Source organism: Calditerrivibrio sp., from assembly GCA_026415135.1.
Lineage (GTDB): Bacteria > Chrysiogenota > Deferribacteres > Deferribacterales > Calditerrivibrionaceae > Calditerrivibrio.
Map to the genome: position 1 here is coordinate 1 of JAOAHS010000012.1, position 3,683 is coordinate 3,683.

The 3,683-nt window shown below is 34.0% G+C and carries 5 protein-coding genes; 3 read left to right on the forward strand and 2 right to left on the reverse strand.

What is annotated here, in order from left to right; all coding sequences use genetic code 11:
- Positions 1-467: 467 nt before the first annotated feature.
- From N3C60_02740 to N3C60_02750, 3 genes are read left to right on the forward strand one after another with little or no spacing between them, the layout of a single operon-like run.
- On the forward strand, positions 468-1,394 hold the full coding sequence (locus N3C60_02740) for a peptidyl-prolyl cis-trans isomerase (protein MCX8083815.1): 927 nt from the start codon (positions 468-470) through the stop codon (positions 1,392-1,394).
- Entirely contained in the window at positions 1,327-2,250 is a 924-nt protein-coding gene (locus N3C60_02745; GenBank protein MCX8083816.1) for a SurA N-terminal domain-containing protein, read from the forward strand. Before N3C60_02740 ends, N3C60_02745 begins: the two co-directional genes overlap by 68 nt.
- Entirely contained in the window at positions 2,250-2,552 is a 303-nt protein-coding gene (locus N3C60_02750; GenBank protein ID MCX8083817.1) for a S4 domain-containing protein, read from the forward strand. The genes N3C60_02745 and N3C60_02750 overlap by 1 nt, the downstream gene beginning before the upstream one ends.
- A gap of 5 nt (positions 2,553-2,557) precedes the next feature.
- Here N3C60_02750 and N3C60_02755 read toward each other — a convergent pair whose 3' ends face one another.
- Both N3C60_02755 and N3C60_02760 read right to left on the reverse strand, forming a co-directional pair.
- The gene (locus N3C60_02755; GenBank protein ID MCX8083818.1) at positions 2,558-2,830 is read right to left on the reverse strand and encodes a hypothetical protein; all 273 of its coding nucleotides are present in this window, start codon (positions 2,828-2,830) and stop codon (positions 2,558-2,560) included.
- A partial coding sequence (locus tag N3C60_02760) for a coproporphyrinogen III oxidase family protein (protein MCX8083819.1) occupies positions 2,809-3,683 on the reverse strand: 875 nt, incomplete at its 5' end. The genes N3C60_02760 and N3C60_02755, both read right to left, overlap by 22 nt.

The window sequence follows — 3,683 nt, forward strand, 5'->3', positions numbered from 1 at the left end:
ATCATTTTTTATTGCAGTAGTCAACATTTTTTTATACCAAAAGGATATAATATTTACAAACATAATCTCAGCTGTCAGACAAGAACAGCTTATAGTAAAGTTAGATACCAAATAATTTTTGGTATTAATGAGCAAACTCCCGATAGTCATCTAAAGCCTTGAAAAGATAAAAGTAGGCAGTTACTACTATGTGGATAAGACCTATTCTGCTAAGGTACCAATATAAATTGGTAGCTACTATTTTCTTTTTCGTCCAAACAAGTACGGTAAATCGTTAACCCAGATCAAGTCTCTAAGTATATGTATAGGTCTGAATAGGTATATCTGATTTGTATGAGCTTAAGTAAAGAGGAGAATATCCTTGTATAGGCATAGTATTATCTAACTTTCTACGCTATCTTAAAAAATTATATGTATAAAATTTTATACTCTTGAATTACTGTAACAATTAGTATAATGTAATAAACATGAAAAAAATATATCTGATCCTTTTCGCTGTATCATTATTACTTACAGCTTGTGAAAAAGCAAAAACTGTTATAACAAGGTCCAATGAAAAACCTGTCGTTATAATTGGTAATGAAAAGTACTATCAAAAAGACATAATAGAATACATCTATTTTGAACTACCTGATATAGATCTTTCCTCTTTAAATGATAACGATTTTAAACAGGAGATACTTAACAGCTTCATCAGACATAAGCTTATCTTATTAGAAGCCAAAAAAACAAAGATAAATATAGACAAAAATATGGTTAAAAATCTTTATAATAAACTAAACCCAAATCAAAACAGCAATGAAATAAACGAAAAATATGAAAAATTTATATCTGAAAAGATCCTTGCACAAAAGTTTATCGAAGAAAAAATCAAATCTGAAATAAAGATCTCTGATGAAGAGCTTAAGGAATACTACAATGAGTTTATCAAAAGCCGAACAGGTAAAATCTATTATCACATCTATCAAATAGTAAATGACGATAAACAAAAGATTGAAGAAGCTGCAAAACTTTTAAAATCTGGTAGAAGCTTCGAAGAAGTTGCTAAAACTTACTCCACTGGTCCCGAAGCAGAAAATGGTGGTGATATGGGTGTTATTGATCTTGAGAGCTTCCCCCCTGTTTTTGATATAGTTATGAAGATGAAGCCCGGAGATATCTCAAAAATAATTAGCTCCGAATACGGCTATCATATCTTGCTACTTAAAGAGATTATCCCATCAGAAAACCCATCTTTTGAGGAGATAAAAGATCTATTAAGGGATGAACTACTCTCCACCAAATGGGATCAATATCTTGAAAACTATGTAAAGGAGAAAATGAAAGATGTTAAAATCGAAATCAATCCTAATTTTAATTTTATTCACGATAATTCCACTAACGTCAAAAAGTGAAATTATTAACAGAATCCTCGCCATAGTAGGGGACAAGGTAATCACTCAATACGAAGTAGAGTCTTTTAATCCCAAAAGAGTGAAAGAGATATACTCGATAACAGACGAAGAGAAAAAAACCGCAGCCATCAAAACTTACTATAAAAATGTATTAGACTTTCTCGTAGAACAGTATACGTTAGAGGAGATCGGCAAAAAATACAACATCGTCGTATCTGAAAAAGAGGCTGAAGATGCCATAAAAGATATTATCCAGAGGAACAACATCTCCCAAAAGGACCTTGAAGAGGCTTTGGAAAATGAAGGGATTACAATGGCTCAATACAGATGGCAAGTCAAGATGGATATCCTGTCCACTCGTATAAAAAACAGAATTTTGAATCAACTCGTGGTAATCACAGAGCAAGATATAAGAAACTATGTCGATGAAAATCAGAATTCATTAGGTGTATCCAACCAGTATGAGCTTCGAATGATCCTGCTTAAAAATAAATCAAAACTACCTGATGCTAAGAAAGCGATCAAAGAAAAAGGGTTTATCGCAGCAGCAATAGAATTTTCTGATGACAAAACAGGGAAAAATGGAGGCTATCTCGGCTTTATCGGTTTTGACCATCTCACAAAAGATCTACAAGAAAAGGTAAAAGATGCTAAGCCAAAAGATCTTATAGAACTTGAAACAGAAAATGAGGTCAGAATTTTCTTAGTCGAGTCTATAAAGGATAAATACAGTCTCAATAAGGAGCTGCGGGAGAAAGTAGTAGCAGCAATTATGGACACCAGATACAAAGATGTCTATAAATCATGGATAGATAAAAACAGAACAGAGATATTTATAAGATACCTTTCATATTGATGAGATTGGACAAGTTTTTAAAAGTACTTTCTATTGTAAAACGAAGAACAGTCGCTAATGAGGTATCTTCTGAAGGGTCTGTTTTCGTAAACGATAGACCAGCCAAGCCATCTTACAAGGTGAAAGAGGGGGATATAATAAAACTTAGAATGTGGAACTATGAAAAGGTTATTCGTGTTATCGCAGTCCCAAGAAAAATTCAAATAAAAAAAAGTGAAATAAACAGCTATATAGAACTCATCTCCTATAAAACCTTAGACAGCAGGGACATTATTTTGCCACAAGATGAGGAGCTTTTTTGATAAAATCACCCTTTGTGGCATTTATTACAAAACTCTAATGATGCGTGATAACCGTTTTTTGGCCACTGTTTATGACACTGAAAGCAGTTATTACCACAGCCGTTTTCCTGAGGAGTAGTGATTATCCTATTCATCTTAGTTGTATCGTTGTGGCAATTTATACAAGTCCCAAGTGAAACATGTAACTCGTTATTTCTTAGCTTTTCATGACATTTAAAGCAATCCCCAGCGCAACCAGCCTGAGCTAATCTGAAATCTAAGAATAGAACCGATCCCAAAAAAATTGCTGCACATAATCCAAAAACAACTGGCCTCTTTTTGTTAAACATAGTTTTGCTCCCATATAGCAGATTAGTCCCTCATCTTCTATTATTTTAACATCGTTCATTATTTTGTCAACCATATCCCGGCCATATTTAAGAACAAGTTTATTCAAATCAACACCCTCCACCATCCTTATCCCAAAGACAATATCTTCTAACAACGCTTCCATAGCGTGTATATACTCCAATTTTTTTACATGTTTTTCTTCCAAATAGTCCCCGATGGTCCCTTCATTGGAATACCTGATCCTGCCCCGATCTAAGTTTTCCATACCATGAGCACTTATACCTATACCGATGTAATCCTCCATCCTCCAGTACTTCATATTGTGCTTAGACTCCTTACCTTTACGGGAGAAGTTTGAAATCTCATATTGATAAAACCCTTTGTCAGCAAGATAATCTATCACATACTCCATTTGTGTTTGCATCTCTACCATTTTAAACTCCTCTAAAAAGGGTGTATCAAAAGTGTAGTTATAACAAGACAGATGATCTACCGGATAAACAAGGAGCTTATTGATGGAACTAAATATATCGTTTTCTGAGACTGTGGGTATATCGTATATGAGGTCACAGTTGATAGAAAAGCCCATTGAAGATATGCTATCCAATGCTTTCAACACATCAACACTTTTATGAACCCTACCCAAAAAACTCAAAACCTCATCATCCATAGACTGAACACCCAAGCTCACCCTCGTAACTTTTGCCTCATGAAAGCATTTCAGTTTTTCCACTGAAACACTCTCCGGGTTCATCTCCACTGTAAACTCTGTAACTTCGACATTAAAATACTTATAAATGC

Bases quoted from the DNA above. Each gene is read 5' to 3' on its own strand.
- N3C60_02740 (MCX8083815.1), top strand. From the start codon at position 468: ATGAAAAAAATATATCTGATCCTTTTCGCTGTATCATTATTACTTACA.
- N3C60_02745 (MCX8083816.1), top strand. From the start codon at position 1,327: ATGTTAAAATCGAAATCAATCCTAATTTTAATTTTATTCACGATAATT.
- N3C60_02750 (MCX8083817.1), top strand. From the start codon at position 2,250: ATGAGATTGGACAAGTTTTTAAAAGTACTTTCTATTGTAAAACGAAGA.